The 26694-nt window shown below is 71.2% G+C and carries 26 protein-coding genes; 12 read left to right on the top strand and 14 right to left on the bottom strand.

Translation table 11 applies throughout. The features are described 5' to 3' along the window. Positions 1 to 14: 14 nt before the first annotated feature. The 3 genes from J4573_RS56145 (at position 15) to J4573_RS21245 (ending at position 4023) form a co-directional block, all read left to right on the top strand. A complete protein-coding gene (locus tag J4573_RS56145; RefSeq protein ID WP_208257520.1) occupies positions 15 to 1130 on the top strand; it encodes a sensor histidine kinase in 1116 nt (371 codons plus the stop codon). A 39-nt stretch (positions 1131 to 1169) separates the two neighbouring features. Next, positions 1170 to 1886 carry a response regulator gene (locus tag J4573_RS21250; protein WP_307796756.1) on the top strand — a complete coding sequence of 239 codons (717 nt, stop codon included), beginning with the start codon at positions 1170 to 1172 and terminating at the stop codon, positions 1884 to 1886. Positions 1887 to 1977: 91 nt separating this feature from the next. Further along, the gene (locus J4573_RS21245; protein WP_208257519.1) at positions 1978 to 4023 is read left to right on the top strand and encodes an MMPL family transporter; all 2046 of its coding nucleotides are present in this window, start codon (positions 1978 to 1980) and stop codon (positions 4021 to 4023) included. On the opposite strand, the gene J4573_RS55425 is transcribed toward J4573_RS21245, so the two are convergent. Continuing rightward, the gene (locus J4573_RS55425) at positions 4024 to 4569 is read right to left on the bottom strand and encodes a TetR/AcrR family transcriptional regulator (RefSeq protein WP_279575535.1); all 546 of its coding nucleotides are present in this window, start codon (positions 4567 to 4569) and stop codon (positions 4024 to 4026) included. A gap of 78 nt (positions 4570 to 4647) precedes the next feature. Here J4573_RS55425 and J4573_RS21235 point away from each other — a divergent pair, with 78 nt between their 5' ends. Continuing rightward, positions 4648 to 5589, top strand: coding sequence for a TIGR03620 family F420-dependent LLM class oxidoreductase (locus J4573_RS21235; protein WP_208257517.1), 942 nt, complete (start codon positions 4648 to 4650; stop codon positions 5587 to 5589). On the opposite strand, the gene J4573_RS21230 is transcribed toward J4573_RS21235, so the two are convergent. The 5 genes from J4573_RS21230 to J4573_RS21210 form a co-directional block, all read right to left on the bottom strand. Further along, positions 5565 to 6869 carry a DUF4331 domain-containing protein gene (locus J4573_RS21230; protein ID WP_208257516.1) on the bottom strand — a complete coding sequence of 435 codons (1305 nt, stop codon included), beginning with the start codon at positions 6867 to 6869 and terminating at the stop codon, positions 5565 to 5567. The two genes, J4573_RS21235 and J4573_RS21230, sit on opposite strands and share 25 nt — an antisense overlap. Positions 6870 to 6891: 22 nt before the next feature. Continuing rightward, on the bottom strand, positions 6892 to 8199 hold the full coding sequence (locus tag J4573_RS21225; RefSeq protein ID WP_208257515.1) for a High-affinity nickel-transporter: 1308 nt from the start codon (positions 8197 to 8199) through the stop codon (positions 6892 to 6894). Continuing rightward, on the bottom strand, positions 8196 to 9497 hold the full coding sequence (locus J4573_RS21220; RefSeq protein ID WP_208257514.1) for a tetratricopeptide repeat protein: 1302 nt from the start codon (positions 9495 to 9497) through the stop codon (positions 8196 to 8198). Before J4573_RS21220 ends, J4573_RS21225 begins: the two co-directional genes overlap by 4 nt. Positions 9498 to 9630: 133 nt before the next feature. Continuing rightward, positions 9631 to 10452: a hypothetical protein gene (locus J4573_RS21215; RefSeq protein WP_208257513.1), complete on the bottom strand. Its 822-nt coding sequence runs from the start codon at positions 10450 to 10452 to the stop codon at positions 9631 to 9633. A gap of 140 nt (positions 10453 to 10592) precedes the next feature. Beyond that, complete coding sequence (locus J4573_RS21210) at positions 10593 to 11435, bottom strand: SMP-30/gluconolactonase/LRE family protein (protein ID WP_208257512.1); 843 nt, start codon at positions 11433 to 11435, stop codon at positions 10593 to 10595. A gap of 133 nt (positions 11436 to 11568) precedes the next feature. Here J4573_RS21210 and J4573_RS21205 point away from each other — a divergent pair, with 133 nt between their 5' ends. From J4573_RS21205 to J4573_RS21195, 3 genes are read left to right on the top strand one after another with little or no spacing between them, the layout of a single operon-like run. Further along, positions 11569 to 12480, top strand: coding sequence for an SDR family NAD(P)-dependent oxidoreductase (locus J4573_RS21205; protein WP_208257511.1), 912 nt, complete (start codon positions 11569 to 11571; stop codon positions 12478 to 12480). Positions 12481 to 12540: 60 nt separating this feature from the next. Further along, the gene (locus J4573_RS21200) at positions 12541 to 12948 is read left to right on the top strand and encodes a YciI family protein (protein WP_243773382.1); all 408 of its coding nucleotides are present in this window, start codon (positions 12541 to 12543) and stop codon (positions 12946 to 12948) included. Further along, positions 12945 to 14180 carry an RNA polymerase sigma factor gene (locus tag J4573_RS21195; protein ID WP_208257509.1) on the top strand — a complete coding sequence of 412 codons (1236 nt, stop codon included), beginning with the start codon at positions 12945 to 12947 and terminating at the stop codon, positions 14178 to 14180. Before J4573_RS21200 ends, J4573_RS21195 begins: the two co-directional genes overlap by 4 nt. A gap of 24 nt (positions 14181 to 14204) precedes the next feature. On the opposite strand, the gene J4573_RS21190 is transcribed toward J4573_RS21195, so the two are convergent. From J4573_RS21190 to J4573_RS21175, 4 genes are all read right to left on the bottom strand, one after another. Next, positions 14205 to 14996, bottom strand: coding sequence for an ArsR/SmtB family transcription factor (locus J4573_RS21190; RefSeq protein ID WP_208257508.1), 792 nt, complete (start codon positions 14994 to 14996; stop codon positions 14205 to 14207). Positions 14997 to 15137: 141 nt separating this feature from the next. Continuing rightward, positions 15138 to 15545 (bottom strand): VOC family protein, encoded by a 408-nt coding sequence (locus J4573_RS21185; RefSeq protein WP_208257507.1) that lies wholly within the window; start codon positions 15543 to 15545, stop codon positions 15138 to 15140. Between the two features lie 25 nt (positions 15546 to 15570). Further along, positions 15571 to 16041 carry an SRPBCC family protein gene (locus J4573_RS21180; protein WP_208257506.1) on the bottom strand — a complete coding sequence of 157 codons (471 nt, stop codon included), beginning with the start codon at positions 16039 to 16041 and terminating at the stop codon, positions 15571 to 15573. After that, the gene (locus J4573_RS21175) at positions 16038 to 16388 is read right to left on the bottom strand and encodes an ArsR/SmtB family transcription factor (protein ID WP_208257505.1); all 351 of its coding nucleotides are present in this window, start codon (positions 16386 to 16388) and stop codon (positions 16038 to 16040) included. The genes J4573_RS21180 and J4573_RS21175 overlap by 4 nt, the downstream gene beginning before the upstream one ends. A gap of 150 nt (positions 16389 to 16538) precedes the next feature. Between J4573_RS21175 and J4573_RS21170 the strand changes: the two genes are divergently transcribed. Next, the gene (locus tag J4573_RS21170) at positions 16539 to 17711 is read left to right on the top strand and encodes an NAD(P)/FAD-dependent oxidoreductase (RefSeq protein ID WP_208257504.1); all 1173 of its coding nucleotides are present in this window, start codon (positions 16539 to 16541) and stop codon (positions 17709 to 17711) included. Between the two features lie 28 nt (positions 17712 to 17739). Here J4573_RS21170 and J4573_RS21165 read toward each other — a convergent pair whose 3' ends face one another. After that, positions 17740 to 18318 (bottom strand): TetR/AcrR family transcriptional regulator, encoded by a 579-nt coding sequence (locus J4573_RS21165; protein WP_208257503.1) that lies wholly within the window; start codon positions 18316 to 18318, stop codon positions 17740 to 17742. Positions 18319 to 18391: 73 nt separating this feature from the next. Here J4573_RS21165 and J4573_RS21160 point away from each other — a divergent pair, with 73 nt between their 5' ends. Both J4573_RS21160 and J4573_RS21155 read left to right on the top strand, forming a co-directional pair. Then, the gene (locus J4573_RS21160; RefSeq protein ID WP_208257502.1) at positions 18392 to 19210 is read left to right on the top strand and encodes a class I SAM-dependent methyltransferase; all 819 of its coding nucleotides are present in this window, start codon (positions 18392 to 18394) and stop codon (positions 19208 to 19210) included. A gap of 11 nt (positions 19211 to 19221) precedes the next feature. Beyond that, positions 19222 to 19863: a nitroreductase family protein gene (locus tag J4573_RS21155; protein WP_208257501.1), complete on the top strand. Its 642-nt coding sequence runs from the start codon at positions 19222 to 19224 to the stop codon at positions 19861 to 19863. A 3-nt stretch (positions 19864 to 19866) separates the two neighbouring features. Here the strand turns inward: J4573_RS21155 and J4573_RS21150 are convergent, their stop codons facing one another. After that, positions 19867 to 20808, bottom strand: coding sequence for a LysR family transcriptional regulator (locus J4573_RS21150; RefSeq protein ID WP_208257500.1), 942 nt, complete (start codon positions 20806 to 20808; stop codon positions 19867 to 19869). Between the two features lie 252 nt (positions 20809 to 21060). On the opposite strand from J4573_RS21150, the gene J4573_RS21145 reads away from it, so the two are divergent. Both J4573_RS21145 and J4573_RS21140 read left to right on the top strand, forming a co-directional pair. Beyond that, the gene (locus J4573_RS21145) at positions 21061 to 21615 is read left to right on the top strand and encodes a hypothetical protein (protein WP_208257499.1); all 555 of its coding nucleotides are present in this window, start codon (positions 21061 to 21063) and stop codon (positions 21613 to 21615) included. An 88-nt stretch (positions 21616 to 21703) separates the two neighbouring features. Further along, a complete protein-coding gene (locus J4573_RS21140; protein ID WP_208257498.1) occupies positions 21704 to 24607 on the top strand; it encodes an AfsR/SARP family transcriptional regulator in 2904 nt (967 codons plus the stop codon). Here the strand turns inward: J4573_RS21140 and J4573_RS21135 are convergent. Both J4573_RS21135 and J4573_RS21130 read right to left on the bottom strand, forming a co-directional pair. After that, entirely contained in the window at positions 24538 to 25545 is a 1008-nt protein-coding gene (locus tag J4573_RS21135; RefSeq protein ID WP_243773332.1) for a pyridoxal-phosphate dependent enzyme, read from the bottom strand. The two genes, J4573_RS21140 and J4573_RS21135, sit on opposite strands and share 70 nt — an antisense overlap. Then, positions 25542 to 26519 (bottom strand): alpha/beta fold hydrolase, encoded by a 978-nt coding sequence (locus J4573_RS21130; RefSeq protein ID WP_208257496.1) that lies wholly within the window; start codon positions 26517 to 26519, stop codon positions 25542 to 25544. The genes J4573_RS21135 and J4573_RS21130 overlap by 4 nt, the downstream gene beginning before the upstream one ends. Between the last annotated feature and the right edge of the window lie 175 nt (positions 26520 to 26694).

The following is a 26694-nucleotide window of genomic DNA, read 5'->3' as shown; positions in this document are numbered from 1 at the left end:
CCGATACTGGGGCCGTGGAGATCCTCGCGGCGCTCAGGCGGCTACCGCCGGTCGCCGTGGACGCCGTGATCACCATCGCGTGCGGGCTCAACGTCGTTCTCCAGGCGGGCATCAACGGGCGCCTGGAGTGGTGGGTCCCGCTCGTGGCGTCGGCCTACTCACTGCCGCTGATGTGGCGGCGGCGGTACCCGTTCGCGATGACGCTGCTCTGCGGCCTCGGCACCTCGTTCCTCGCCCCGGCCAAGCTGCTCGGGCAGTTCCCGGCCGTGCAGCTGGTGATGACCTACACCTTCGCCGACCTCTGCCCGCCGGGAAAGCGGGCGCTGGCGATCGCCGGGACGGTCGCGGGCGTGACGGGCTCGATCCTGATCCCCGGCGACGAGTTCGCCAACCTCGGGGTGGTCGGGATGGCGTTCGCCGTCGCGCACGCCCTCGGCACGACCGCGCGGGCCCGCCGGGACCGGATCGCGATGCTGGAGGAACGCGCGCTGCGGCACGCCGAGGAGGAGCAGGCCGCCGCGACCAGGGAACGCGAGCGGATCGCGCGCGAGATGCACGACATCCTCGCCCACTCCGTCAGCATGATCGCCATCCAGGCCGAGGGCGGCTCGGCGGTCGTGCGCAGCGACCCGGGCAGGGCCGAGCGGGTCTTCGACACGATCGGGAGCACGGCGCGCGAGACGCTCGCACAACTGCGCCGGGTCCTCGGCGTACTGCGCTCGGAGGACGCCGACCGGCGGCCGCTGCCCGGCCTGGATGGGCTTCCCGCGCTGGCGGCGGGCGTACGCGACGCCGGGCTCCAGGTGAGGCTGGAGGAGGAGGGCGCGTCACGGCCCGTTCCGCCCGACCTCGCCGCCACCGCTTACCGGATCGTTCAGGAGTCGCTCACCAACGTGGTCAAGCACGCGGGCGCCGGCACGGTCGTCGTCCGCGTTCGCTGGGACGAGGGCGCGCTGCGGCTGGAGGTGTCCGACGACGGCCACGGCGATGCGCCGGACGGCGGCGTTGGGGGAGGTCACGGGCTCACCGGCATGCGCGAACGCGTCGTGGCCGCCGGCGGTGAGCTGGTCTACGGCCCCCGCCCGGAGGGAACGGGCTTTCGCGTCGCGGCCGACTTGCCCATCGTGTAGCCCGTGGCCAACACTGCGTTCGTGGCCCACACTGCGTTCGTGGCCCACACTGCGATCGTGCCCGGCACAGCGCCGATCCGCGTGCTCATCGCCGACGACCTCGCCCTGGTCCGCGACGGTTTCGCGATGATCCTCTCCGTGCAGCCCGACCTGGACCTGGTCGGCGAGGTCTCCGACGGGGCCGAGGCGATCGCCGCCGCGCGCGAGCTGCGCCCCGACGTCGTCCTCATGGACATCCGGATGCCGAACGTCGACGGCATCGAGGCGACCGCGGCGATCTGCCGCGAGACCGACGCCAAGGTGCTCGTGCTGACCACGTTCGACCTCGACGAGTACGTCTACGACGCCCTCCGCGCGGGCGCCAGCGGCTTCCTGCTGAAGGACATGCGCCGCGACGAGCTCGTCGGCGCGATCCGCGTGGTCGCCTCGGGGGAGTCGCTGCTCGCGCCGACCGTCACCCGCCGCCTCATCGCGCACGTGGTCGGGACCGGAACGCCCGCGTCGGCGACGCCCGTCGACCGCGCCCGGCTGGAGTCGCTCACCGCGCGCGAGTCCGACACGCTGCGGCAGATCGCGCGCGGCCTGTCCAACGCCGAGATCGCGACCGAGCTCTACGTCAGCGAGCACACCGTCAAGACCCACGTGAGCAGCCTGCTGAGCAAGCTCGGGCTGCGCGACCGCGTCCAGGCCGTCGTGCTCGCCTACGAGGCGGGCCTGGTCCGTCCCGGCGAGACCGCTCCGCCCACTCCCTCCTGAGAGCGGGACGCAACTCCGCTCCTACCGGCGATCCGCCGGACCATGCCGCGGAACGACGATCAGGGCAGCTGCCAACCCTATGGAGGCTGTCATGACACGCACACTCACCGGCATCGCCGTCCGGCGGCCGTACCTCGTCTTCGTCGTCTGGACCCTCCTGGTCATCGCCGGGTTCGGCGTCGGCACCGGGGTGTTCGGGAAGCTCACCCCCGACGTCGGCCGCGTCGCGGGCAGCGAGTCGGCACACGCCCAGAAGCGCCTGGACGACCTGGCGCCGCGCCCCGAACGGATCACCGCCGTGATCGTCGGCAAGCGCGCCGGAGACCCGTCCGTCGAGTCCGCCCTGGCCGCCGTACGCACGGTCCCCGGCGTGGCCGACGTCGGCAGACCCCTCCCATCGGCCAAGAACGACGCCCTTCTGGTCGACGTCGGCATCACGCCAGGCGACCACGAAGAGACGACCGCCAAGGCCGCAGCCGCCCGCCTCAAGGCCATCGACGGCGCCAAGGTCAGCGTCGGCGGCGGCCCCTTGGCCGACTCCGACTTCAACGGCCAGGCGCAGAAGGACGTCGCCCGCGCCGAGATGCTCAGCATGCCCGTGGTGCTCGTCCTGCTCCTGGTCGTCTTCGGCGGCCTGCTCGCCGCCGGGCTCCCGCTCCTCATCGCGGGTGTTGGCATCGGCGGCACGTTCGGTGTCCTGTACGCCTTCAGCACGGTCTCCGACGTCTCGGTCTACTCGATCCAGATCACGACCATGCTGGCCGTCGGGCTGGGCGTGGACTACGCCCTCCTCATGGTCAACCGCTTCCGCGAGGAACGCCGTACCGCCCCCGACGTCCGCGCCGCAGTCGACCGCACCACCGCCACCGCCGGCCGCACCATCGTGTTCTCCGGCCTCACCGTCGCCGTCGCGCTCTCCGCCCTGCTCGTGCTGCCCGACCCGTTCCTCCGCTCGATGGGCATGGCCGGCGCCGCCGTCGTCCTGGTCGACATGCTGGCCGCCCTGACCCTCCTGCCCGCCCTCCTGGTCCGCTTCGGCCACCGCATCTCGCCCGCCAAGGAGCGCACGGGCCGCGGCATCTTCGCCCGCGTGGCCCGCGCCGTCCAGCGCCGCCCCCTGCTCACCCTCGTCGCGACCGGCATCGTGATGCTCACCCTCGCCCTCCCCGCGCTCGGCATGCGCATCTCCCAGGGCGACCCCCGGATGCTGCCCACCTCTACCGCGACCCGCCAGATGTGGGACGACATGTCCGCGCACTACCCCGAGCGCACCCAGTGGGGCGGCAAGATCCAGGTAGTCGCCGACGCCCCCACCACCGACCCCGCCTTGCAGGCCATGCAGCACCAGATCCAAGGCATGCGAGGCGTGGCCCAACTGGAAACGGTCAAGGCAGGCCCCAACCTCACCGTCCTCCTGGCCACCCCCAAGGGCCCAGGCGAAGGCCCCGCCCGCTCCGCCGTCCACGACATCCGGGCCCTCAACACCCCGTTCCGCGTGGAGGTCACCGGCGACACGGCCCGCCTCATCGACTACAAGGCGATGCTCCACCAGCGCCTGCCCTGGGCCTTCGCCCTGATGGCCGCCCTCACGATGATCCTGCTCTTCGCCTTCACCGGCTCGATCGTCCTGCCCATCAAGGCAGTGATCACCAACGTCCTGAGCATCGGCGCGGCCCTGGGCTCAGTCGTCTGGATCTTCCAGAGCGGCCACTTCGCGGGCCTGCTCGGCACCCAGGGACTCGGCTACGTCCACCTCACCGTCCCGGTCCTGGTGGCCGCCATCGCGTTCGGCCTCTCCGTCGACTACGAGGTCTTCCTGCTCTCCCGCATCCGCGAACGCTGGCTCGCCGGCGACGGCCCCCGCGAATCCGTAGCCGAAGGCCTCCAGCGCACCGGCGGCATCGTCACCATGGCCGCCCTCCTCATCGGCGTCGTCTTCACCGGCTTCGTCTTCGGCGGCTTCGCCCCCATCAAGTCCATCGGCATCGGCCTGGTCCTGGCCATCGCCCTCGACGCCACCATCGTCCGCATGCTGCTGGTCCCCGCAACGATGACCCTCCTGGGCTCCCGCAACTGGTGGATGCCCCGCCCCCTACGCCGCCTCCACGCCCGCATGAACCTCGCCGAAGCCTCCTGACTAAACCCGCATCCCCCTAAGCACCATCGACAGCCGCCTCTCCCCGGCCTCGCCGTCGCCCGGAGCCCGATCCATGGCCCAGGCGACGGCGTTCGCCATCACCAGCACATCGACCGGCGTGACCTCCGCCCGCACCGCCCCCGCCCCCTGCGCCCGAACGAGCAGCTCCGCAGCCGCCTCCCGCATGCTCAAACACGAAGCGTGCAGACTCGAAGACTCGTCCTGGATCGCATCCACCATCGAGGCCGCCAGCCCCCGATAGACCCCCGCCCCGAGGATGAACCTCCGCAACCACTCGGCCAGCGACTCAAAAGCGTCCGGACCGTTCATCAGCTCCTCGGCCAGCGCCCGAAGCCCGTCGAACCGCTCCCTCAGCAGCGCCTCAAGCAGAGCCTCTCTCGTCGGAAAGTGCCGATACAGCGTCCCGATTCCGAGCTCGGCGCGGCGCGCGATCTCCTCCAGCGGCGCGTCCGTCCCCAGCTCGGAGATGAGCGCCTCGGCCTCCGCCAGCAGCCGCTCGTAATTCCGTCGCGCATCCGCGCGCATGATCATGCTCCCTTGATTCCGGAGGGGTCCTCCACTTAAATGGAGGGCGCCTCAGTTTAACTGGAGAAGGGATGCCTGATGGTGGACGACGTGGTGGGCGACGCTCGGCGGCGGCTTGGGCGGGTGGGCGTGTGGCTGATGAAGGCGCGGTACGGAGTCGCGCCGATCGAGGTGACGCGGCGCGAGCTGGCGCGGATCGAGGCGCTGGGGTACGGGTCGGTGTGGGCGGGCGAGACGATCGGCGGACGGGAGGCGTTCGCCGAGTACGGCAGCTACCTGGCCGCGACGGAGCGGATCGTGGTCGGGACCGGGATCGCCAACGTGTGGGCGCGCCCCGGCGTCACGATGCAGGCGGGCGGCGCCACGCTGGCCGAGGCCTATCCGGGACGGTTCGTGCTCGGCATCGGGGTGGGGCACCCTTTCCAGGCCGAGCTGGCCGGCGCGACCGACTGGCGGCCGCTGAGCACGATGCGGCGCTACCTCGACGAGATGGACGCGGGGGTGCCTGCCAGGCCCGGCGCGGCGACCGTCCCGACCGTGCCGTTCCCACGTGTGCTCGCGGCGCTGGGCCCCAAGATGCTCGAGCTCGCGCGCGATCGGGCGGACGGCGCGCATCCGTTCAACACCCCCGTGGAGCACACCGCGTTCGCGCGGGAGATCCTTGGGGCGGACAAGCTGCTGATTCCTCAGCTGTCCGTGCTGCTGGAGACGGATCCGGCGGTGGCGCGCGCGAAGCTGCGGGAGGGCGTTGCTCAGGGCGTGCAGGTGAAGGCGTACGCGGACAACTTCCGGCGGCTCGGGTACAGCGAGGACGAGATCGCCGGGCGTGGTGATCGGCTGCTGGACGCCACGCGGGCCTGGGGTGATGAGGAGGCGATCGCGCGGCGGGTCGGTGAGCATCTGGATGCGGGCGCTGACCATGTGCTGGTGACGCCTGTGGCGGATGATCTGGTCAGCGCTGTCGATGTGCTGGAGCGGTTGGCGGCGGTGGTTGGTCAGGCGTGGGGGACTGCTAGGTAGGGGAACTGGCGGGTTACTGGTTCTTTGGGGCCGGTGACCTGGTTGTTCTGGCCCATGACGAGGCTGGGGGCGCCGTCGGTGAGGGGCTCGCCCATGAGCATGCGAACCAGGCTGGTCTGGATGTCGTCGTTGATGCGGCGGCCGTTGGGGAAGCCTTGGGGGTCGTTCTCCAGGAGGCCGAAGCGGTTGGGGCTGGGGGTGGGCGGGGTGGTCATGTTGAGGCGGAGTTCGTCGGCGGGGACGATCTGGTCGGGGTCGGCGTCGCGGTTGAGGGTGGGGGAGTTGAGGTCGCGCTGGATCGGGCCGGTGGACTTGGCGATGCCGGTCAGGTAGGTCTGCCAGAGGTCCTTGCGGGGGGTCTGGGGGACCTCGAAACCGTAGTGCTGGCCTGCGATGAGCTTGGGGGCGCCGGGCTCGGTGACGAACTTGGCGAAGGCGTGGTCGCGGGCGATCTGGGAAGCGGACATCGAGTTGATCTGCTCGCCCATGGAGAAGAAGGTGAGGACGTCCACGGACGGGTTGCCGAGGCGGGACATCTGCGGGTAGGTCTCGGGTGATTTGTCGAGGGTCATGGTGCGGCGGGCGGCTGTCGTTGAGACGCCGATGACCGGGTTGCGGGTCGGGTCGCCCTTGAGGGCCAGGTGGGACTTGGGGATCTGGAGCGCCAGGGCGTTGACGTTGCCGTTGAGAGCCTGGATGAGGTCGATGGGCGGGACGAGGGTGGTGCCAGTTAGGGCTAGGCCGACGATGTTGGAGTTGCTGAAGAACGGGTCGGCGGCCTTGAACGCGAGAGTGCGACCGCCGCCGGGGAGGTGCTCGACGGCTGCGGCTCGGGCCTCGGCGGCGCCGTAGCGGGAGAGGGGCGCGACGGCGTTGGTGATGAGGGTGCGGGGCTTGGCGCCCTTGGGGATCTCTTCCAGCGTGTAGTGCTGGGCGTCGCGGGCGTCGGGCTTCTCGAAGGTCCAGCGGTAGGTGAGGTCGGGGGCGCCGTCGCCGTTCTGGTCGATGTGGATCTCGTAGCGGGCGTCGTCGGCGAACGGGCGTCCTGCGCCGTGCTGGGCGGGGGTGTAGTCGGCGATGAGGCAGACCGAGGCGGGGTCGTCGGGGCAGGTGTGGGCATAGAGGTCCGAGCCGTCCATCTGCGGGTCGGCGATGAGGCGGGGTGCGTCGACGTGGCTGGACGCCTGGCTGATCTCGATGCCCGGTCCGGCAAGGAGTCCGGCGGTGAGGGCGGACGCGGCGGTCGCGCAGGCGATGGTGGAGGTCAGCAGAACCTTCATGGTCTCCCCGATCGGTGGGCGTTCAGAGCAGTGCGCCGAGATTGCGGGCGGCGATCGCGGTACCGGCCAGCAGGATCAGCCCGCCGGTCAGCAACGCGCCGTACGGGCCGAGTTTGCGGGCGTGGTGGCCCAGCTTGACTGTGCTGCGGACGCGGAGGACGAGCAGGCCTGCGGCGGTGAGGGTCGCGGCCATCCCGGCGCCGTAGGAGACGACTGCGGCGACGCCGAATGCGGTGCGGCCCAGCGCTACGGCTCCTAGGAGGACAACCAGGGCGGACGGGCTTGGGACCAGGCCGCCGGCTATGCCCAGGCCTAGGAGGTTTGCTCGATGGGTGTGGGTGTGGGTGTGGGTGTGGCCGTGGGTGTGCTGGTGGCGTCGGCGGCGGGCTGAGGTCAGGAGGGCGGCGCCTACGGCGGCGATGAGGGCTCCGGACGCCACTCCCAGCCACTGGACTACCGAGTCTCCGGCCAGGGAGGAGAGGGTGAGGAGGAGACCTATGAGCAGGACTCCGGCTGTGTGGGTGAGGGTGACGGTGGCGCCGACGATGGCGGCGTCGCGGGGGCGGCCTTGGCGGGCTGCCAGGTAGGTCGCCATCACGGTCTTCCCGTGTCCGGGGAGGAGCGCGTGCGCGGCGCCCAGGGCCGTTGCCAGGAGGAGCGCCAGTCCGGCCATCAGCGGGGTGACGCGGTTGGCGCCGATGATGTCGTCGAGGCTGTGGGCGGCCGGGCCGGTGAGGCGTTCCAGGTCGTTGGCGGCGGGGAGGGCGTGGGCCGGGGCTGCGGCGGTGGAGTGGCCGGGCTCTGCGGTGATGCGGGCCGAACGTTCGTCCAGGGGCGAGCCGAGCAGGTCGCGGGGGTAGGACATGAGCTGCTTGGAGACACTGGTGCCGGGCGCGGTCGAGGCTGTGAGGCGGACGTCCACGGCGGTGGCGGTGATCTCGCGCCAGCCGACTCGGTCGGCGCGGAAGGCGTTGGTGAAGGTGAGGTTCGTCCGGTCGTCGATGTGGGCTGGGGCGGTCAGCTCGCAGGTCACGCGGCTGGTGCGCAGGCCCGCTGCGCCGGGGCGGTAGGTGAGGGCGCTGCGGCCCGTACGGAAGGTGAGCGGGCGGCCTGCCGCGGAGGCGCGGAGCGATCGGGAGAGTTCCGTGCAGATGGCGGCGGGGTCGTCGCTCGCCACGGCGTCGTCTTGCAGGGTCGGGATCTCGGCGAAGTCGACGATCGCGTTGTCCACGATGCGGTCGCGGCCGATCTGGAGGCCGTCGTAGTGGTTGACGCTGAAGTTCCCGAGCGGATGGGCCACGACGGCGGGCGGCACCGCGGGAACGATCATCGGGCGGAACTCCCGGAACCCGAGAGGTCCTGCCTGGCCTGGTCGGCATAGAGCGGCGAGAACGCGGGGTTGATGGCGAGGGCCTGGCGGAGGTGGCGGGCCGCGGCGGCGCGCATCCGGAGGGAGCGCTCGATCTCGCCCAGGTGGAACACCTGAGGTGCCGTACGGCCGCCGAGCCGCATCGACCAGCGGGCGCGGACCAGGGCGTCGCGGTCCTTGCCGGCGCGGTGCAGAGCCCAGGCGAGCGCGTCGGCGACGTCCACGGTCTGGCGGCGGTCCCATTCGGCCTTCAGGTGCCGTACGGCCGAACGGGGATCGCCGTGATCGGCCTCGTACCGGCCGATGGTCAGGTCGTCGACGACGCCCTTGGCGTGCAGGATGCGCTCCTGGGCGGCCAGGAGTTCGAATTGCCGCGCGGCCTCTTGGGGCTGGTGGCGGGCCAGCTGGAGTTCGCCCAGCTCAAGGAGGAACTGGGGTGAGGGGAGGCGGGACGTCGCCTTGGTGTAGTCGGCGACGGCCTCGTCGGTGCGTCCGACCGCGGCCTCGGCTCTGGCCTGGCCTGCCAGCGCGTAGGGGTTGCCGGGCGTGGCGTTGAGCGCGCGGCCGTACTCGTCGAGGGCCTGGGCCGTACGGCCGGTGTTCCAGGACAGCTCGCCGAGCCGGAAGTGGCAGTACGACACGTCCTGGGGCGTCGCGGCGGTGTGGGCCGCGCGGTGCAGGGCGTCGAAGGCCTTGCGGGTGTCGCCCTTCAGCTCCAGCAGATGCGCGGCGCGGGTGAAGGACGCGACGCCGGGACGCAGTTGCAGCATGCGTTCCAGCAGCCGTTCGGCGCCGCGATAGTCGCCCAGCTCGATCGCGGCGTCGCCGAGGACGCCGTACGCCGACCAGCGGTGCGGGTCCAGGCGCTGGGCCGTGCGCGCCAGCCGCTCGCCCGCCGCGAAGCGGTGCTGCGCGACGGCGAGGGCGCCCATGCCGATGAACGCGTCGGTGTTGCGGTGCGGATCGAGGCTCAGCGAACGCCGCAGGGCCCCGCCGGCCTTGGCGTAGTAGACGGGATCGCCGGACAGCCGGGCCTGCTCGACGTAGTCGCTGCCGAGCTCCGCCCAGACGCGGGCGTCCGAGGGCCGCTGCCGCAGGTAGGTCTGGGCGCGTCCGATCTGCACCGGCACGCTGCTCAGGTCGTACGGGCGGGCGGTCGGGGACACGTGCTCGCGGGCGAACAGGCCGACCGGGGCGAGCAGGGCGAGGCCCACCGCTCCGGTGGCGGCCGTTCCGGCCACTACCAGCGCCTTCTTCATGGTCGCGGTCCCCGGACGGACTCGGTGCGAACGATCACAACAGATGATCGTGCTCGGATCCGCCCGGGGTTCGCGATCTTTGGGAGTCAGCGGCGTGTAATGCCTGGCAAAACTCCCATGAACCGGGTCAGTCTCAGCGGTGCGACGGCGCCGTGCCGGGCTGCCCGTCCGGCGCGGCCTGCCCGTTCTGCCCCGACTGCCCCGACTGCCCCGACTGCCCCGACTGCCCCGACTGCCCCGACTGCACGGACTGCAGGGCCTGCTGCGCGGCGTTCGCGGCCTGCTGGGCGTTCGCCTTGTCCTTCCAGGCGACGTTGATGACGCCGACCGGCTCGCCGGCCTTGACGTACGGCTTGGTCGCGCCGGTGCCCGCCGGGACCTCGGCGTAGGAGTCGATCAGCTGCGACAGGTCGCCGGTCGCGTACAGGCTCAGCCCCTTCGGGCCGAAGCCGCCGCCGTGCTCCTTGAGCTTGGCGAACGCCTCCAGGACGCTGAACGACAGCAGGTACTTCTCGCCCTCCAGGCGCTTGCCGTTCACCCAGGGAACGGCGAAGAAGCCGCCGGGCGCGAGCCGTAGCCACACGCCGTTGATGGCGCCGGTGTTGCCCTTGTAGTCGGTGATGGCGAGGCCGCCCGGGTAGGTGATCCGGTTCGGGTCGGTGAAGGTGTCGCGGTCGGACCCGACCGGCATGCCGAACCCGGTGTCGGCGCCGCCGGGCAGCGCGTACCAGGGCGAGATGTAGCGGAGCTTGGCGTGCAGCTGCTTGATCTTCGCGGTGAAGCTCGGCGCGAAATGGATCTCGGCCACACCGCCCTTGGCGACGTAGAGCCCGCCGTTCTTCGGAACGGTCGGGTCGGGCGGCGGGTCGGGATAGGCCGCGGCACGCGCGGTCACCGACCCGGAGGCCGCCGCCACCGCGAGGGTGGCGCAGGCCAGCACACGTCTCACGAACATGGTTCTCCTTCGTCACACCGGAGCTGTCACACCGGAAGCCGCATCGCGCCGTCGGTGATCATTACCGGGGGTGGACCAAGGAGAACCGATCCTTTTCCCATATCAGGGCATTACGGCCCAGGGTCTTCCGGCGTGCAGGCTCAGGGCCTTCCGGCGTGCGGCACCGCCACCTCCACCATGCGGACGCGGCCGGTGCGCTCCTGGTCGCCCGTGGCTCCCTCGACCCCGCGCCACACCGAGGTCAGCACGAACAGTGTCCGGCCGTCCTCGCCGCCCAGCATGCAGGCGAAGCAGCCGTCGTCGAAGTCGATGGTCTGGAGCACCTCGCCGCCCTCGCGCACCCGCCGGACGTGCTTGTTGGGCACGTCGGCGTACCAGACGGCCCCCTCGGCGTCGAGGCAGATACCGTCGGGCACGCCGTCGCCCGCGTCGGCCCACACCCGGCGGCCCGACAGGCTCCCGTCCGCGGCGATGTCGAACGCCAGCAGGCAGTTGGCGTAGGAGTCGGCCACGATCAGCGTGGACCCGTCCGGCGTGATGGCCATGCCGTTGCCGAACTGGATGCCGCCCGCCACCGTCCGTACCTCGCCGTCCGGGGTCACCAGGACCACGAAGCCGGGAGCCGGGGCCTCGCCCGCCATCATGTCGAAGCCGGCGCCGTTGACGTAGGCGTTGCCGCGCCGGTCCACGACCAGCTCGTTGAACCCGCGGCCGCCGTTCACCTCGCTCAGATCGGCGTGCTCGACCAGCGTCCCGTCCTCCTCCTGGCGCAGCAGCCGCGTGCCCGCGATGACGAGCAGGCGCCCGTCGGGCAGCCAGTCGATGGAGAACGGGATGGGGATGGGGGAGCGGGCCACCACCTCGCTCTTGCCGTCGAGGTCGACGGCGACGACGTCGTGGGTCAGCCAGTGGGCGAACCACAGGCGGCCGTCGTGCCAGCGGGGCGACTCGACCATCACCAGGCCGCTCATCAGGGTCTTCATGGCTTCAGTGTCCTTTCGATCTCGTGTTCTCGCCTCCTACACGAGCGGGCCGGGCCCGGATCGACAGGTTGACGTTGTCAACTTCGCCGATTTAGGTTGACGACGTCAACCTAGCGTTGGAGGAGGGGTCGTGATGAGAGCAGTCGTCACCGGAGCCACCCGCGGGATCGGCGAGGCGATCGCCCGTTCGCTGGCGTCGCGCGGGGCCGAGGTCGTGCTGGTCGGCCGTACGGACGAGAGCCTGAAGGAGGCGCGGGAACGGATCGCGGACGCTGTGCAGGAGACTGTGCCTGGCGGCGTGCCGGGGGCCGTGCCGGGCGGCGTGCCGGGCGCCGTTCTGGAGGTGGAACGCGCGGACCTGTCGCTGATGGCCGAGGTGCGCGCGCTCGCAGCCCGTCTGGCGGCCGGGCCGCCGCCGGACGTCGTCATCAGCAACGCCGCCGTGATCGCCGACCCGGACGAGACGACCGCCGAGGGGCTCCAGGTCGCCCTGGCGACCAACCACCTCGCGCCCTATCTGCTGCTGCGGGAACTGGCGGCGTCCCTCGGCGACCGGCGGTCCGCGCGTTTCATCGTCGTCGGCGCCGATCCGGAGCGCCTGGCGGAGGTACCCGTTGACCTGGACGACCTGACGGGCCGGGACGAGTCCTGGGGGCCGGACTTCGTGCCGTTCCACCTCTACGGGCGGACCAAGAACATGAACGCGATGTTCGTCTACGCCCTCGCGCGCAGGCTGTCCGGCACCCGGATCACCGTGAACGGCGCGCATCCGGGGATCATCAAGGGGACCGGGCTCGGCCGGAACTCGCGCGGCGAGCTGAAGGCGTTCGGCGAACGGTTCCAGCGCGACCCCGCGATCCCCGGGCCCGACACCGGCGCGGACACGCCCGTCTGGCTGGCCACCGCGTCCGAGGTCGAGGGCGTCACCGGGCGGTTCTACGTCGAGCGCCAGGCCGTGCCGACCGCCCCGCACACCACCGACGAGACCCGCTGTGACCTGCTCTGGGACGAGTCGGCGAAACTCGTGGGACTTCCTCGTTCCTAGGATGTCCGGAGGGGATCGGTGGCTTCGACGTCTCTGGTAAAAGGAGGCACCGTGAAGTACATGATCATGATGGTCGGCTCGCAGCGCGACTTCGACATGCTCGCCGGGAAGGGCGACGGCGTCGCGTTCAAGCCCGAGGACCTGGAAGCGCTCCACGCGTTCATGACCAAGTGGAACAACGACCTGGTCGAGTCGGGGGAGTTCGTCGACGCGCAGGGCCTGACCGCGCCCGTCCACGCGCGGCGGATCCGGCTGCGCGACGGCGTGCCGGTGGTGACCGACGGTCCGTACGCCGAGACCCAGGAGGTCCTCGCCGGGTACACGATCGTCGACTGCGCCAGCTTCGACCGCGCGACCGAGATCGCCGCCAAGCTCGCCGACACCCCGCATCCCGAGGGCCTGGACCTCGGACGCGAGTGGTACGTGGACGTGCGGCCCTGCGTCGGGTCCATGGACGAACTGGAGTGACCACGCCCGACGCCGCCGGACGTGCCGAGGATCTGCTGCGCGAGCTGGCGCCGCAGGTCCTCGGCGCGCTCGTGCGGCGGTACGGGCATTTCGACCTCGCCGAGGACGCCGTGCAGGAGGCGCTGCTGGCGGCGGCCGTGCAGTGGCCGCGCGACGGTGTTCCGGAGAATCCGCGCGGCTGGCTGGTGAAGGTCGCCTCCCGCCGCCTCACCGACCTGCTGCGCGCCGACCAGGCCCGGCGGCGGCGCGAGGACACCGTCGCCGCGTGGCGTGAGCTGCCCGACGCCGCGGCAGGGGCCGCTGAGACCGCCGACTCCGATGACACGCTGATCCTGCTGTTCATGTGCTGCCATCCGGCCCTGTCGGCCGCGTCGCAGATCGCGCTCACGCTGCGCGCCGTCGGCGGCCTGAGCACGGCGGAGATCGCCCGCGCGTTCCTGGTGCCCGAGGCGACGATGACGCGGCGGATCACGCGGGCCAAGCGGGCGGTGAAGGAGAGCGGCGTCCCGTTCGGCCTGCCCCCGGGCCACGCCGAACGCCTCGGCGCCGTCCTGCACGTGCTGTACCTGGTCTTCAACGAGGGCTACGCCGCCACGTCCGGGCCCGACCTCGCCCGCACCGAGTTGTCGGCGGAGGCGATCCGGCTGGCCCGGCTCGTTCGCCGCCTGCTGCCGGGCGACGGCGAGGTCGCGGGCCTGCTGGCGCTGATGCTGCTGACCGACGCGCGGCGCCCGGCGCGCACCGGCCCGGACGGCGCGCTCGTCCCGATGGCCGAGCAGGACCGCGCGCTGTGGAACGCCGAGCAGATCGCCGAGGGGATCACCCTCATCAGCGAGGTGCTGCCGCGCGGCGAGCCCGGCCCGTACCAGCTCCAGGCGGCGATCGCCGCGGTGCACGACGAGGCGCCGTCGTCGGCCGAGACCGACTGGCCGCAGATCATGGCGCTGTACGGGCTGCTGCTGCGCATCGACGACAACCCCGTCGTACGGCTGAACCACGCGGTCGCCGCGGCGATGGTGAACGGCCCGGCCGCGGGCCTGGTCCTGCTGGACGACCTGGCCGCCGACGAACGCCTCGCGAGCGATCATCGCCTCCACGCCGTTCGGGCGCACCTGCTGGAGATGTCGGGCGACCCGGCCGCGGCCCGTGCGGCCTACCAGGAGGCGGCCCGGCGCACGGCCAGCCTCCCGCAGGAGCGCTACCTGAACGCCCAGGCCGCCCGCCTGTCATGACGGCTCATGAGGGTTCATGACGGCTCATGAGGTCGAGAGGGGCTCCCCGGTCTCCAGCAGCGACTTCAGGCTGGACAGGATGCTCGGCCAGCCGCCGCTGATGCCCTTCAGCATCTCGCTGTCGGGCTCGAAGTCGTCGTGCACGACGGTGAGCTTCACGGCCGACCCGGCGGGCTCGATCTCGAAGGTGACCTTCGCGCGCTTCTCCTTGACCAGCTCGGCGAACTGCTCGTCGGTCCAGTCGAAGAACTGCCGCATCTCCGGCTGGTAGTTGTGCCAGGTGTAGGAGAGCTTGCGGTTCGGCTCGGAGACCAGGACCCGCTGGTCCCAGTCGTGCAGCTCGTCCTCGGCGTTCATGCTCCACTTCACCGGCGAGCCGACCTTCCAGTCGGACTCGGGGCCGCCGCCGTCGAAGTAGCGGCGGATGAACGCGGGGTCGGTCAGCGCCTGCCAGAGCCTCTCTGGCGTGGTCTGGATGTAGGTGACGTAGACGAACTCGGTCTGGCTCACGGGATCCTCCAGTGCCTGCTTCAGATCGGACAGCGCGTCCAGGCGCCGCCGGTCGTACCGCCCGATCCAGCGTTCGGTGATGTCGTGGATGGGCGCGGCGTTGAGGTAGTGCAGCTTCTCCCGGCCCTGGCGCGCGGTGGTGACCAGGCCGGCCGCCTCCAGCACCGCCAGGTGCTTGGTGACCGCCTGCCGGGTCATGTCCAGCCCCGCGCACAGCTCGCGCAGGCTCTGGCCGTTGCGCGCGTTCAGCCCGTCCAGCAGCCGTCGCCGGCTCGGATCGGCGAGCGCCTTGAAGACCTCGTCCATCGCTCCATCATCCACTAATGCAACCTTTTGGTTGCCTGTTGCTCTCCCGAGAATAGGCAGCCAAAAGGTTGCATGTCAATCGCCGGGAGTTCGGGGCCGGGATTCGGGGCCGGGATTCGGGACCGGGGGATCGCCGTCGGATCACTTCCTCCAGGGCATGTGCTGCAGGGCCCAGGTGTTGCCGTCGGGGTCGGCGAACCAGGCGTAGAAGACGCCGCCCAGGTCCTCGACCCGCGAGAGCTCCAGGCCGCGGTCGATGAGGCTCTGGCGGGCGGCCTCGATGTCGCTGACCACCAGGTGCAGGCCGCGGACCGAGCCCGGCTGGTTGTCGAGCTGCGGCACGCCCTCGGTCAGGCAGATCGAGCAGGCCGAGCCCGGCGGGGACAGCTGAACGATGCGAACGCCCTCGGCCGGGCGGACGTCGACGTCCACGTGGAAGCCGAGGCGCTCGGTGTAGAACTCCTTGGCCTTCTCGACGTCGCTGACCGGGATCGGCACGAGCTCCAGCAGGAACGCGCCGGGGGTGACGGGCAGGGTGGTGGGTTCCATGATCTGCGCCTTTCGGTGGTGGTGTTCAGGTGGTGGTGTTCAGGAGTTCGGCGAGGCGGTCGTAGGCCTCGCCCGCGCCTCGTTCCATCGGGGAACGCAGCACGAGGTCGCGGATCTCGCGGGAGGGGTAGCGCGCGGTCGTGGCCATGGCGGTCCGGCCGTCGCGCTCGTCGAAGACGGTGGTGATGAGGGCCGTGCCCTCGGTCCAGTCGTCGTGGGTCTCGGTGTTGACGATGCGGGTCGGCCGTTCGACCTCGCGGTAGAGGCCGCTCATCGTCATCTCGGCGCCGCTGTCCTGGTTGCGGGACACGAACCGCCACGCACCGCCGGGCCGCAGGTCCACCTCGCAGACCACCAGGTTCCAGCCGCGTGCGCCGTGCCAGCGGCGCAGCAGGTTGGGCTGGGTGAACGCGGCGAACACGCGCGCGGGCGGCGCCGCGAACGTCCGGGTGAGAACGACCTCGGTGTCGGACGGGGTGCTGACCGAGAGGCTCATGACTGGTCCTCTTCCCCGTCGTTCAGCTCGTTCAGGTCGCTCGGTTCGTTCAGTAGGAGGGCGTCGAGTCGTTGGTAGCTCTCCTCCCAGTAGTCGCGGTAGTCGGAGATCCAGTCCATCGCGTTCTTCAGCGGCCCCGCCTCCAGCCGGCAGGGGCGCCGCTGGCCGTCGCGGCCGCGCGAGATCAGCCCGGCGCGCTCCAGCACCTTCAGGTGCTTGGAGATCGCGGGCTGGCTCATGGCGAACGGGGCGGACAGTTCGGTCACCGTCGCCTCGCCCTCCGCGAGCCGCCTGAGGATCGCTCGCCGCGTCGGATCGGCCAGCGCGGCGAAGGTGGTGTCCAGCATGCACATAACCTCTCGGTTAAATAACTACTTGGTTTTCTATCCTGCTCAGGCCCGTTCGTCAAGGGGTGACCCAGGTCACATCGGACGGATGTCACGTCTACGCGGCCGTTCCAGTCCTTGGGGTCGACAGCACGAGCTAAGGAGCTGGAGATGAACACCCACCGCATCGTCGTCCTCGGCGCCGGCTACACCGGCATGATGGCCACCGCGCGCCTCGCGCACCGGACCCGCCGCATGGACGTTCGGATCACCCTGGTCAACCCCTCGCCCCGGTTCACCGAGCGGCTGCGGATGCACCAGATCGCCTCCGGGCAGGAGCTCGCCGACCACCGGATCGAGGACCTGCTCGCCGGCACCGGCGTCACCTTCGTGCAGGGCTTCGCCTCCGCGATCGACCCCGACACCCGCGAGGTGACGGTCGGCGACCGGGTGCTGCCCTACGACACGCTGGTGTACGCCCTGGGCAGCGCCACCGACACGAGCAAGGTCCCCGGAGCCGACGACCACGCGTTCACCCTGAACGGCATCGGCAACGCCGCGCGGTTCGCCGATCGCCTCGCCGAGGTGGCCGCGGCGGGCGGCACGGTGACCGTGAGCGGCGGGGGACTGACCGGCATCGAGGCCGCCGCCGAGATCGCCGAGAGCCACCCCGGCCTGAACGTCACGCTGATCAGCCTGACCGAGCCCGCCGCGATGATGGGCGCCAAGGCCCGCGCCTACCTGCTGCGGTCGCTGGACCGGCTCGGGGTCACGCTGAAGACCGGCGAGCGCATCACCAAGGTCCTGCCCGACGCCATCGAGATGGAGGGCGGCGAGCTGGTCCCCTCGGACGCCTCGCTGTGGACCGCCGGCGTCAAGGTCTCACCGCTGGCCGCGGGCGCGGGTCTCGCCGTGGACGGCCGCGGGCTGGTCGTGGTGGACGCGACGCTGCGTTCGGTCTCGCACCCGGACGTCTTCGCGATCGGCGACGCGGCGGCCGTGCGCCTCGGCTGGGGCGAGGTCCACGGCACCTGCCAGAGCGGCATGCCGACCGCCGTCCACGTCGCCGACGCCATCGTGCGGCGGCTGCGCGGCCGCAAGGACAGGCCGTTCCGGTTCGGCTACTTCCACCAGCCGGTGAGCCTCGGCCGCAAGGACGGCGTCATCCAGTTCACCCACGCCGACGACACCCCCGGCCGTTTCCACATCACCGGCCGCTGGGCCGTGATGTACAAGGAGATGGTGAGCGGCAGCCCGGTGAAGTTCTTCCGGCTGAGCAAGTGGGTGAACGTCAGCGCCACCATCACCAAGGGCGGCCGCGCCACCCGCCGCCCGGTCATGTGACTCCGGCCGACCCATGGCCACGGACCGCTCAGGTGACACCGGCGATGGCGGTCGTCACGAGCTTGGCGACCTCCTCCGGGGGCGTGCCCTCCCTGCCCGCGAAAAGCAGGTGGCCGCCCCCGACGAGGGCGAGTGCGAGCGCGTCGAGGTCGGCGCCCGCCGCGATCCGGCCGAGATCTTGTTCGGCCTTCAGATAGCCGGAGATCATGACCATCGCCTCGGTCGCCAGCGGGACGCCGGGCGGCCTGACCTTCCGCAGCCTGGCGCGCAGCTCGTCGCGGGCCGTGATGAGCGCGACGATCCCCACCGCGACCGACTCGAAGACCTCGGTCAGCGCGCCGATGAGGTTGTCCGCGACGCTCCCGCTCCCCGCCGCCGCGCGCAGCGCCTCGCCCTGGGCCTCGACCCGGGCGATCCGGTCCAGCACCAGCTCGGCGAGGAACGCGTCGAAGTCGGTGAAGTGGCGGTGCAGCACGCCCTTGGCGCAGCCCGCCTCCGTCGTCACCGCCCGGCTGGTCAGCGCGTTCGGCCCGTCCCTCAGCAGGATCCGCTCCGCAGCATCGAACAGCTGCTCGCGAGCGTCCCGCAGGGCCACCCCGGTCGGCAATGTGCGATCCCTTCCCCGGCTCTCTCCTCGCATGATTATCGACGAGTGGGCACGTGCCCACTAGAGTGGGCGCATGCCCACTCTACCTTCCGGCCCCTCACCCGAACCCGTCGGCGAATCCCACCGGCAGCGGGGCATGGCCGAGTCGTTCGGCATCGACGCCGAGCGCTACGACCGCACCCGCCCCCGCTATCCCGACGCCATGGTCGAACGCGTCGTCGCCGCCACCCCCGGCCCCGAGATCCTCGACGTCGGCTCCGGCACCGGCATCGCCGCCCGGCAGTTCCAGGCGGCCGGATGCCGGGTGTTCGGGGTCGAGCCCGACGCCCGCATGGCCGAGTTCGCCCGGGGCCGGGGCCTGGAGTCCGAACAGGCCACCATCGAGACCTGGGACCCGGCGGGCCGCCGCTACGACGGTTTCATCGCCGCCCAGACCTGGCACTGGGTGGACCCCGTCGCGGGCGCGGCCAAGGCGGCCGAGGTCCTGCGCCCCGGCGGCCGGCTGGCACTGTTCTGGAACGTGGCGCTGACTCCACCCGACGTGACCGAGGCGTTCGGCGAGCTCTACAACCGCCTGATGCCCGGCTCGCTGGCCGCCCGCGCCTACAGCAACGTGTCCGTGGAGGCCTACTCGGCCCCGCTGACCAAGGCGATGGACGGCATCCGCCAGGCGGGCGCGTTCACCGAGCCCGAGCAGTGGAAGTTCGAGTGGACCCAGCCGTACACCCGTGACGAGTGGCTGGACGTGCTGCCCACCCAGGGCGTCGCCACCCAACTCCCGGCCGACCGGCTCAACGAGATCCTGGCCGAGGTCGGCGCCGCGCTCGACCGCCTCGGGGGCGCCTTCACGATGAACTACACCACCATCGTGGTCACCGCGACGCGCATGTAATCATCAAGGTCATGACCACTCTGCCGCTGACGCCCGACGAGCTGCTGACCACCACCCGTACGGTCCGCAAGCGCCTCGACCTCACCCGTGACGTGCCCATGGAGCTGATCCGGGAGTGCCTGGAGATCGCCATGCAGGCGCCCAGCGGCAGCAACCGCCAGGACTGGCAGTGGATCGTCATCACCGACCCCGCCCAGCGGGCGGCGGTCGGTGACTTCTACCGGCGTTCGGTCGAGCGCTACCTGGAGTCGCAGTACTCGGCGGCCAAGCTGTTCGCCGACGACCAGGAGCGGTCGAAGGTCCAGCAGCGCGTCGGCGACAGCGTCGCCTACCTGGGCGAGCACATGGGCGAGGCGCCCGTGCTGCTGATCCCGTGCCTGAGGATCAAGCTCAGCGACGGCAACCAGGCCGGGGGATGGGGATCGCTGCTGCCCGCCGTCTGGAACTACATGCTGGCGGCCCGGGCGCGCGGGCTCGGCACGGCGTGGACCACCCTCCACCTGGCGTACGAGAAGGAGATCTCCGAGCTGCTCGGCATCCCCGACGGCGTGCACCAGGCGGCGCTGGTCCCGACCGCCTACTACACCGGCGAGACGTTCAAGCCCGCCCCGCGCCAGCCCCTCGACGAGGTCCTCCACATCGACCGCTGGTAGGAATCAGTCGTCGGTGTCGGTGTCGGTGTCGGTGTCGGTGGCCGTGTCGCCGGTGGCCGTATCGCCGGTGGCCGTGTCGACGGCGTCGGCGAGGGCGCGGATCAGTGGGTTGGTGTCGGTGGCGCGCCAGGCGAAGGCCCAGCGAATGGGCGGGGCGTCGCGGACGGGGATGTAGACCAGGTCGGGTCTGGGGTAGAAGTCGATGGCTTCGGCCGCAGTAGGGGCGACTGCCTGTCCGGAGCTGGCCGCCTTGAGCTGCCCTTCCCAGTCGCTGATGATCGGGCCGCGGGCGATCGGGCGCCCGGACGGCGTGTGGAAGGGCTGGAAGACCTCCTCCATGGACGCCGGGATCGGTGACCGGTGTCCCATGAAGGTCAGGTCGCCGTAGTCCTCCAGGCTGACGGACTCGCGGTCGGCGTAGGGGTGGGTCTTGGCCATGGCGAGAAAGGCCGGTGAGGAGTGGGTGATCGGGCCGACGGTGATGTCGGGTTCGTTGACCGGCAGCCACAGATGGGCAATGTCCAGCTCGCCCTCGCGCAGCGGGGTGAGCGGGTCGACGGGGTTGAGCTCGCGGTGCTCGAGCCGGGCGTCCGGGTGCGCGGCGCGGAACCGGTCCACGATCTCCTGGATCATCCAGCCCTGCACTCCCATGCTGCCGAGCCTGAGCACGCCGGTGACGCCCTGGGCGGCCAGCCGGGCGCGCTCCAGGCTGTCGCGCAGCCCCTCGTAGATGGGGTGAAGGTCGTCGCGGAGCTGGCGGCCGAGCGGGGTGAGGCGGATCTGGCGGCGGTTGGAGCGATCGAACAGGGCCCCGCCCAGACGGCGTTCCTGCTGGCTGATCGCCTGGCTGACGCGGGCCTGGGACACGTGCAGGCGTTCGGCGGTGCGGCCGAAGTGCAGTTCCTCGGCCAGCGTCAGGAAGATCTCGATGTCCCGAAGCTCCATCGGCCCTCACCTCCGTTCATAACCGGTGCCTTATCGGCACGGGCGCGAAGTCTACGTTGATCCAGTTCAGGGCTTTGACGAGAGTGGTCGGTGGCCACGGCGGCGACCCCGTCACCGGTCTGACGGATTCCACGGTGCCGATGTGACCGGCTGGGGTGCCCTGGATCTGACATTCCAATATTGACATGTCGTCTGCAGAGTGTCTATTTTTGACATGTCACAACTGGAGCGTTGAACGGAAGAGGCCGAACGATGTCGTACGTCAAGACCTTCCTGCCATGGATCATCTTCGCGGTCCTGCCGTCCAGCCAGTGGAAGTGGGCGGCGCTGGCCGGTCTGGTGGTCGCGGTCGTGGTGATCGTCCAGCAGCGCGCGGCCGGGGCGGGCTGGGACGCCATGATCATCGAGGTCGGGTCGGCGGTCTTCTTCGCCGTGCTGGCCGCGATCGCCTTCGCCGACCCGCACTCGCCCGTGCACGACTACTCCGCCGCCCTGTCCTCCGGCACGCTGGCGGTGATCGCCGGGGGTTCGCTGCTGGTCGGCAAGCCGTTCACGCTGGGCATCGCCAAGCAGACGACCCCGCGCGAGTTCTGGGACCAGCCGCTGTTCGTCCGGACCAACGTGATCATCACCGGCGTGTGGACCGCCGCCTTCGCCGTCACCGCCGTCGTGCTGGCGGTCTTCGCCCACGCGGGCAACGCGCACTCGACCCCCGCCACCTTGATCCAGGTCGCCGGCTTCGTGGTCCCGATGATCTTCACCGTCCGCTACGTCGCCGCGGTGCGCGCCAAGGCCGGCGCCCGTTGAGAGCCCGATGAGGGCGCACGAGGGGGAGAGCACGGTGACAGGATCGGGTCAGCCCGGCGACCGAGCGCGGTTCACGATTCTCGGTCCCGTGGAAGTGACGGCCGGAGAGCGGCCCGTGCCGGGCGCGACGCCGCGCCACCGCGCGGTCCTGGCCTACCTGCTCCTGAACGCCCGGACCGTGCTCAGCGCCGACCGGCTGATCGACGCGGTGTGGGGCCAGACTCCTCCGGACACGGCGCGAGCACAGATCCACGCGGCGGTGACGGCGATCCGCAGAGTGCTCCGAGCGGCCGGGGCGGAAGGCGTACTGGAGACGCGGGCGGCAGGCTACGTGGCGCAGCCCGCTCCCGGGCAGCTCGACCTGGATGAGTTCAACGCCCTGGTCACCGCCGCTCAGGCGCAGGGCGAGGGCGATCCTGAGGCCGCCGCCGCGCAGATCCGCACCGCGCTCGGACTGTGGCGGGGGGAGGCCTTCGCGGGGGTGAACGCCGACTACGTCGCCACCGCTCGGGCCCGTCTGGAAGAGCGGCGGCTGACGGCGATCGAACGGTTGGCGGACATCGAACTGACACTCGGCCGCCACGAGGCACTCATCGACGAACTGGGCGGGCCGGCGGCGGCCAACCCGTTGCGGGAGCGGCTCTGCGGCCAGCTCATGCTGGCTCTGCACCGGGCCGGACGGCAGGCCGACGCGCTGACGGCCGGACGATCCCTCCGTACGGCGCTCGCCGACCAGCAGGGCCTGGATCCGGGCCGGGCCTTCGTCGCGCTGGAACAGGCGATCCTCCGCGACGACGCGGGCGTCGCGACCCCGCGACGAGAGGCACCGGTCGCCGAACAGGCGGCTTCCATTGACTTCCCTGAGCCGAGAAGAGAGCGCCGGGGCGGATCCGGGCGCTGCTTCCTGCCCTATGACACGCCGGACCTCGCCGGGCGTACGGTCGAGCTCGACCGCCTCGTCCGGTCCTCGGCGGACGGGGTGCGGGTCGCGACGGTCGACGGCATGGCGGGGATCGGCAAGACGGCGCTGGCCGTACGCGCGGCACGCCGGCTCGCGGACCGCTATCCCGACGGTCAGCTCTTCGTCGACCTGCACGCGCACACCGCCGGCCACGCGCCGGTCGAGGCCGAGGCAGCGCTGGAGCATCTGCTGCGGCAGCTCGGCATCCCCGCCGAACGCATTCCGCCCTCGCTCACCGGCCGCGCCGAGCTGTGGCGGGCCGAACTCGCCGACCGCCGGGTCCTGGCCGTGCTGGACAACGCCACCGACGCCGAGCATGTACGGCCCCTGCTGCCCGGCTTCACCGACAGCCTCGTCCTGGTCACCAGCCGCAGACGGCTGACGGGCCTGGACGGGGTGCAGACCCTGTCGGTGGACCTGCTGCCCGCCAGGGACGCGGTCGAGCTGTTCACCCGCATCGTCGGAGACCGGGCGCACGCCGAGCCGATCGCGGTCCTGGACGTCCTGCATCTGTGCGGGTTCCTGCCGCTGGCCGTACGGATCGCCGCCGCTCGTCTTCATCATCGCCCGCAGTGGACCGTCGCCTACCTCGCCGACCGCCTGCGCGACCAGCGGCGCCGGCTCGCCGAGCTGTCCACGGCCGACCGGAGCATCGCGTCGGCGTTCACGCTCACCTATGAGCAGCTTCCTCCTGACCAGCAGCGCATGTTCCGGCTCCTGGGCCTGCACCCGGGCCACGACATCGAACCGCACGTCGCGGCGGCGCTGGCCGACCTCCCCGTTCACGAGGCCGAAGAGCTGCTGGAGAACCTCCTGGACGCGCACGCCGTGCTGCAGCGTGAGCCTGGCCGGTACGCCCTGCATGATCTGCTGCGCGAGCACTCCCGTTCCATCGCGGCCACGGAGGAGACCGACGCCGCGCGCGAGGCCGCGACGGCCCGGCTGCTCGACCACTACGTCGTCACCGCCCGCGCGGCGGTCGATCTCCTCTTCCCCCATGGCCGACCGCAGCGGCGGCACATCCCCGAGCTCACGGCGCCCGCCGTGCCGTTCCACGGCCCCGACGACGCGGCGGCATGGCTGGACGCCGAGCGCGCCAATCTCGTCGCCCCCCTCACCGACCTGGCCCACCGCGCCCGCCCCGACCACGCCGGCCACCTCGCGGCGATCCTGCGGCCCTACCTGGACGGGCACGCTCATCTCTCGGACGCGATCACGGTGCACACGCAGGCGCTGCAGGCGGGCAGGCGCGTCGGTGACCGGGACGGTGAGGCCGGCGCCCTGATCGACCTGGGCTGGGCGTACGTACGGCAGTGCCGCTACGAGCAGGCGTACGCGCTCTCCTCGGAGGCCTTGAAGGTGTGCGAGGAGGTCGGCGACCGCTACGGCGAGTCCCGCGCGTACAACACCATGGGCCGGGTCCGCGCACGGCAGCGTGAGCATGACCAGGCGTACCGGCATCTGCGGAAGGCCCTGGAGATCTGCCGCGAGATCGGCAACCGGGTGGGCGAGGCGCACGTACTGGACGCCCTCGGCATGGTCCATGAGCAGCAAGGCCGGTACGACCAGGCCCGCGACGACCTCCAGCAGGCCTTGGACCTGCACCGAGAGCTCGGCAACCGGGCCGGTGAGGCCCTCGTGCTGAACGGTCTCGGAATCGTGAGCAGGGGCCAGGAGAGGTACGAGCAGGCCCGCGACTTTCATCGGCAGGCTCAGGAGCTCTACCGCGAGCTCGGCAGCCGCAGCTTCGAGGCGTCCGCGCTGAACGGGCTGGGAGAGGCCGCCCACGCCGCAAAAGATCTCTCCCGTGCCGCCGACGAGTTCGAAGCCGCCCTGGCCATGGCCGAGGAGTCGGGCAACCGGCATGAACAGGCCCGCGCCCTCGCAGGGCTCGCCGGCGTCGATCGGGCCCTCGGCCGGACCCGTGACGCCCGCGATCACGCCGAGCGGGCACTCGACGTCTACACCGAGCTCGACCTGCCGGAGGCCGATGACCTTCGCGCCCTCCTGGCCGAGCTCGACGCGATGTGATCATTGAGATCGGCGGGGTCTGTGTTGGCTCCGCACAGGACCACCGCGACCCTCTCCCCGTGCCCGGGAACGTACGCACCCGAGATCAGCGCGGCGAGCGTGGCCGCGGAGCCGTGCTCGACCGCGAGCCTGTGCCGGTCCCAGAGCTGTTGCCGGGCATCGACGATCGCATCGTCGTCCACGAGCACCGAGCGGACGTCCGCCGTGCGCGCCCACGCGAGCGCATCGTGGGAAACGCGGAGGGCACCCAGTGAATCGGCGGCGACCGAATCCACGGGAACGTCCACGACCTCACCGGCCGCGAGCGCGGCGTGCAAGGCCTGGCAGCCGGTGGGTTCGACGCCGACCACGCGGACGCCGTGATGGTCGGCCGCGGCCGTGACGCCGGAGAACAGCCCGCCGGCGCCGACCGCGACGACGACCGTGTCCAGGCCCGGAACGGCGGCGATGATCTCGGGTAGCAGGGTGCCGGCGCCCGCCGCCGTGAGAACGTTGTCGAACGTGGAGGCGTCGATCGCCTCGGTGCGTACGGCGAAACGACGGGCCTCCTCGGCCGCCTCGGCCTGATCCGCCCCTTCCAGGCGTACGTGCGCGCCGAACATCCGCAGCCGTTCGGCCTTGGCGGCCGGAGCGTTCTCGGCCAGGAACGCGGTCACCGGCACGCCGTGCCGCGCGGCGGCCCAGGCGAACCCGAGGTCGGCGTTCCGGCCGGTCGACACGACCAGCCCTGTGGCCGGCAGCCGCCCGGCCTCCAGCAGCGCGGCCACGAAGTTCGCCGCCCCGCGCGCCTTGAACGAACCGCTGTGCTGCATGAACTCCAGTGCCGCGTGCACCCCCGGGCCGTCGACGAGGCCGGGATCGAGCGGCACGACCGTCACGGGCCGGACGGCACCGGCGATCCGGTCGGCCGCCGCCTTCACATCGCCGTACGAGATCAAGAGAAGAACTCCCGCAGGGACCGGATGACGAGCTGAGGCTCCTCGTCGCACAGCCAGTGAAGGGCCTCGAACCTGACGACGCCGCGCAGGTCGGTCGTCTCCTTCGGCAGCGTCCACCTGAACCAGTCGTAGGCGTGCGGGGAGGCCAGGCCCAGCAGGGGCGCGGTGATCTTGGAGTAGCCCTTCATGTCCTCGATGTCCTGCTGGATGGCCTTGTACCAGCCGTTGCCGCAGCGAACGGCGTCACGGGTGTCGTAGGCGTGCGCGAAGACCGCGCGGTCGGCGTCGGCGACGTTCGACTGGTCGACCAGGCCGATGCCGTAGTGCCAGTCGATCAGGTAGCGCGCCCGGCCCGCGATCAGCTGCTCGGGCAGTACCGGCACCTGGTTGAACGCGAACCACCACATGTTGATGTCGCCGCCCGGCGGCTGCAGCATCGGCATTGTGTAGAGGTCCTCGTCCGGGTGCAGGACGTCCAGCAGCGCCACCTTGCGCGTCGCCGCCGCGTGGTTGGCGGCGAAGCTGAACGCCACCATCGCGCCGATGTCGTGCCCGGCGATGTTCACGCTGCGGTAGCCGAGCTTGCGGACCAGCTCGTAGATGTCCCGCGCCATCGTCTTCTTGTCGAACCCGCCCTGCGGCTTGTCCGATCCGCCCATGCCGCGGATGTCGACGACGATGACGCGGTAGTGGCGGGCGAGGGCCGGCATGACCTTGCGGTAGCTCCACCACGTCGCGGGCCAGCCCGGCACGAGGATGAGCGGATCACCCTTACCGCCGGCCACATAGTGCAACCGCGTCCCGTTCACGTTCGCGTGGTGGCTGCGGAAGCCGCCGGGCAGCGACCGCGCCAGCCTGTCATCGCCGGGCACGGAACGCCCGGTCGAAGCCAACGCCTCCCCACGCGTCGTCACCAATGCGGCCGCGGCCGTACCGGCTCCGAGCGCCAATGCCTTACGCCGATCCAACGACATGCCGAGTCCCTTCGCCGATCCAGATCCGTCCAGATCGCAGACGATCAATCAATCCGGGCCCAGCATGAGGAACGCCGCTGTTAGATCCGCTATGCGTTCACGATGAGGCGGCGTGGTCATGCCGTCTCCGGCCTCATCGCGGACGCATCGCCGATCCATCAACGCGGCGGCACAG

Origin of the sequence: Actinomadura barringtoniae (genome assembly GCF_017573505.1) — a bacterium.
Lineage (GTDB): Bacteria > Actinomycetota > Actinomycetes > Streptosporangiales > Streptosporangiaceae > Spirillospora > Spirillospora barringtoniae.
Note: the sequence above shows the minus strand (reverse complement) of the source record. Positions and strands in the feature narration are given on the sequence as shown.

Coding starts and splice junctions, on each gene's coding strand:
- J4573_RS21245 (WP_208257519.1), top strand. CDS start 1,978: ATGACACGCACACTCACCGGCATCGCCGTCCGGCGGCCGTACCTCGTC.
- J4573_RS55425 (WP_279575535.1), bottom strand. CDS start 4,569: ATGCGCGCGGATGCGCGACGGAATTACGAGCGGCTGCTGGCGGAGGCC.
- J4573_RS21235 (WP_208257517.1), top strand. CDS start 4,648: ATGGTGGACGACGTGGTGGGCGACGCTCGGCGGCGGCTTGGGCGGGTG.
- J4573_RS21230 (WP_208257516.1), bottom strand. CDS start 6,869: ATGAAGGTTCTGCTGACCTCCACCATCGCCTGCGCGACCGCCGCGTCC.
- J4573_RS21225 (WP_208257515.1), bottom strand. CDS start 8,199: ATGATCGTTCCCGCGGTGCCGCCCGCCGTCGTGGCCCATCCGCTCGGG.
- J4573_RS21220 (WP_208257514.1), bottom strand. CDS start 9,497: ATGAAGAAGGCGCTGGTAGTGGCCGGAACGGCCGCCACCGGAGCGGTG.
- J4573_RS21215 (WP_208257513.1), bottom strand. CDS start 10,452: ATGTTCGTGAGACGTGTGCTGGCCTGCGCCACCCTCGCGGTGGCGGCG.
- J4573_RS21210 (WP_208257512.1), bottom strand. CDS start 11,435: ATGAAGACCCTGATGAGCGGCCTGGTGATGGTCGAGTCGCCCCGCTGG.
- J4573_RS21205 (WP_208257511.1), top strand. CDS start 11,569: ATGAGAGCAGTCGTCACCGGAGCCACCCGCGGGATCGGCGAGGCGATC.
- J4573_RS21200 (WP_243773382.1), top strand. CDS start 12,541: ATGATCATGATGGTCGGCTCGCAGCGCGACTTCGACATGCTCGCCGGG.
- J4573_RS21190 (WP_208257508.1), bottom strand. CDS start 14,996: ATGGACGAGGTCTTCAAGGCGCTCGCCGATCCGAGCCGGCGACGGCTG.
- J4573_RS21185 (WP_208257507.1), bottom strand. CDS start 15,545: ATGGAACCCACCACCCTGCCCGTCACCCCCGGCGCGTTCCTGCTGGAG.
- J4573_RS21180 (WP_208257506.1), bottom strand. CDS start 16,041: ATGAGCCTCTCGGTCAGCACCCCGTCCGACACCGAGGTCGTTCTCACC.
- J4573_RS21175 (WP_208257505.1), bottom strand. CDS start 16,388: ATGCTGGACACCACCTTCGCCGCGCTGGCCGATCCGACGCGGCGAGCG.
- J4573_RS21170 (WP_208257504.1), top strand. CDS start 16,539: ATGAACACCCACCGCATCGTCGTCCTCGGCGCCGGCTACACCGGCATG.
- J4573_RS21160 (WP_208257502.1), top strand. CDS start 18,392: ATGCCCACTCTACCTTCCGGCCCCTCACCCGAACCCGTCGGCGAATCC.
- J4573_RS21155 (WP_208257501.1), top strand. CDS start 19,222: ATGACCACTCTGCCGCTGACGCCCGACGAGCTGCTGACCACCACCCGT.
- J4573_RS21150 (WP_208257500.1), bottom strand. CDS start 20,808: ATGGAGCTTCGGGACATCGAGATCTTCCTGACGCTGGCCGAGGAACTG.
- J4573_RS21145 (WP_208257499.1), top strand. CDS start 21,061: ATGTCGTACGTCAAGACCTTCCTGCCATGGATCATCTTCGCGGTCCTG.
- J4573_RS21130 (WP_208257496.1), bottom strand. CDS start 26,519: ATGTCGTTGGATCGGCGTAAGGCATTGGCGCTCGGAGCCGGTACGGCC.